The following is a 1012-nucleotide window of genomic DNA, read 5'->3' as shown; positions in this document are numbered from 1 at the left end:
ATCAAGTTGACTGAGCACGGTGATCTGTTCACCGTTGGAGAGCGTGAAGATCAGATCATTGCCACTGCGACTAAGTGTGACATCGCTTGCGTTTGCGTCCGAGAAGGCCAGGCTGTCCGCGCCGCGATGATAGTCATAATCAGAGATTGTGTAGGAGCCATCACCCAGAGCGTGTGTGTAGGCCTCGTCGTTCTCTGTCCCAATGACAGTACCGCTGGCTTTCATGTCATCGACGAGCTGGTTGCGCAGGTCGTCCTGCGTCCAGCTTGAGCCATCCGCGAAGGTGATGGTCTCTATGGACGTGCGGCGATCTTCGTTGAGCTGTCCCACCAGCGTGATCTGCTCACCATTGGAGAGCGACAGTGTGACATTGTTGCCGATCCGTCCGACGGTCACATCTGCCGCATTCAGATCAGAAAAGGTCAGGCTGTCTGCACCTCGGTGATAGTCGTAATCGGTGATTGTGTAGGAGCCATCACCAGCTGCGTGGCTATAGGCATCATCCGCATCCGTGCCGATCTGATCCCCGGCAATCGTCTCAGGTGCGACGACCAGGGCAGCGATATCCGCCGCACTCATGGTGATGCCGTCCGCGAACTCGAAGGTCTCTATGTAATAATCGTCGTTTGAACCGAGCTGCTGGTCGATCAGGATATACTCGCCATTGGGCAGGATGATGCGCAGATCATTGCCAAAGCGGCTCAACACCAGCTGATCGCTGTTCACATCGGAGAAGACCAGCGTGTCGGGGCGGCTGTTATTGTCCCAATCGCTGATCCGATAGGTGCCATCACCCAAGGCGTGCGTATAGGTCTCGGCAAAATCGGAGCCGATCACGGTGTTTGCGCCGTTGGCCTTCTGGTCCGCGACGGATTTGTTGCGGATGTCTTCGAGGTTCAGCACCTCTCCATTGGCGAACTCGATCTGTTCAATCGACATATCGAGATGTTCCGCAAAGTGATCACGCACGGTGATACGTTCGCCATTGGAGAGCGTAATCACCAGGTCCTCG

Annotated in this window: 1 protein-coding gene; it reads right to left on the bottom strand. The window is 55.6% G+C overall.

The genetic code is table 11. The features are described from left to right. Window positions 1–1012 (bottom strand): calcium-binding protein (locus tag FGE21_RS19865; protein ID WP_139665125.1); only part of this gene is annotated, 1012 nt, incomplete at both ends.

The sequence above is a fragment of the Phaeobacter sp. B1627 genome (assembly GCF_006265095.1).
Classification (GTDB): domain Bacteria; phylum Pseudomonadota; class Alphaproteobacteria; order Rhodobacterales; family Rhodobacteraceae; genus Epibacterium.
The sequence above is the reverse complement of the archived record's forward strand: the minus strand, read 5'-3'. Positions and strand labels throughout refer to the sequence as shown.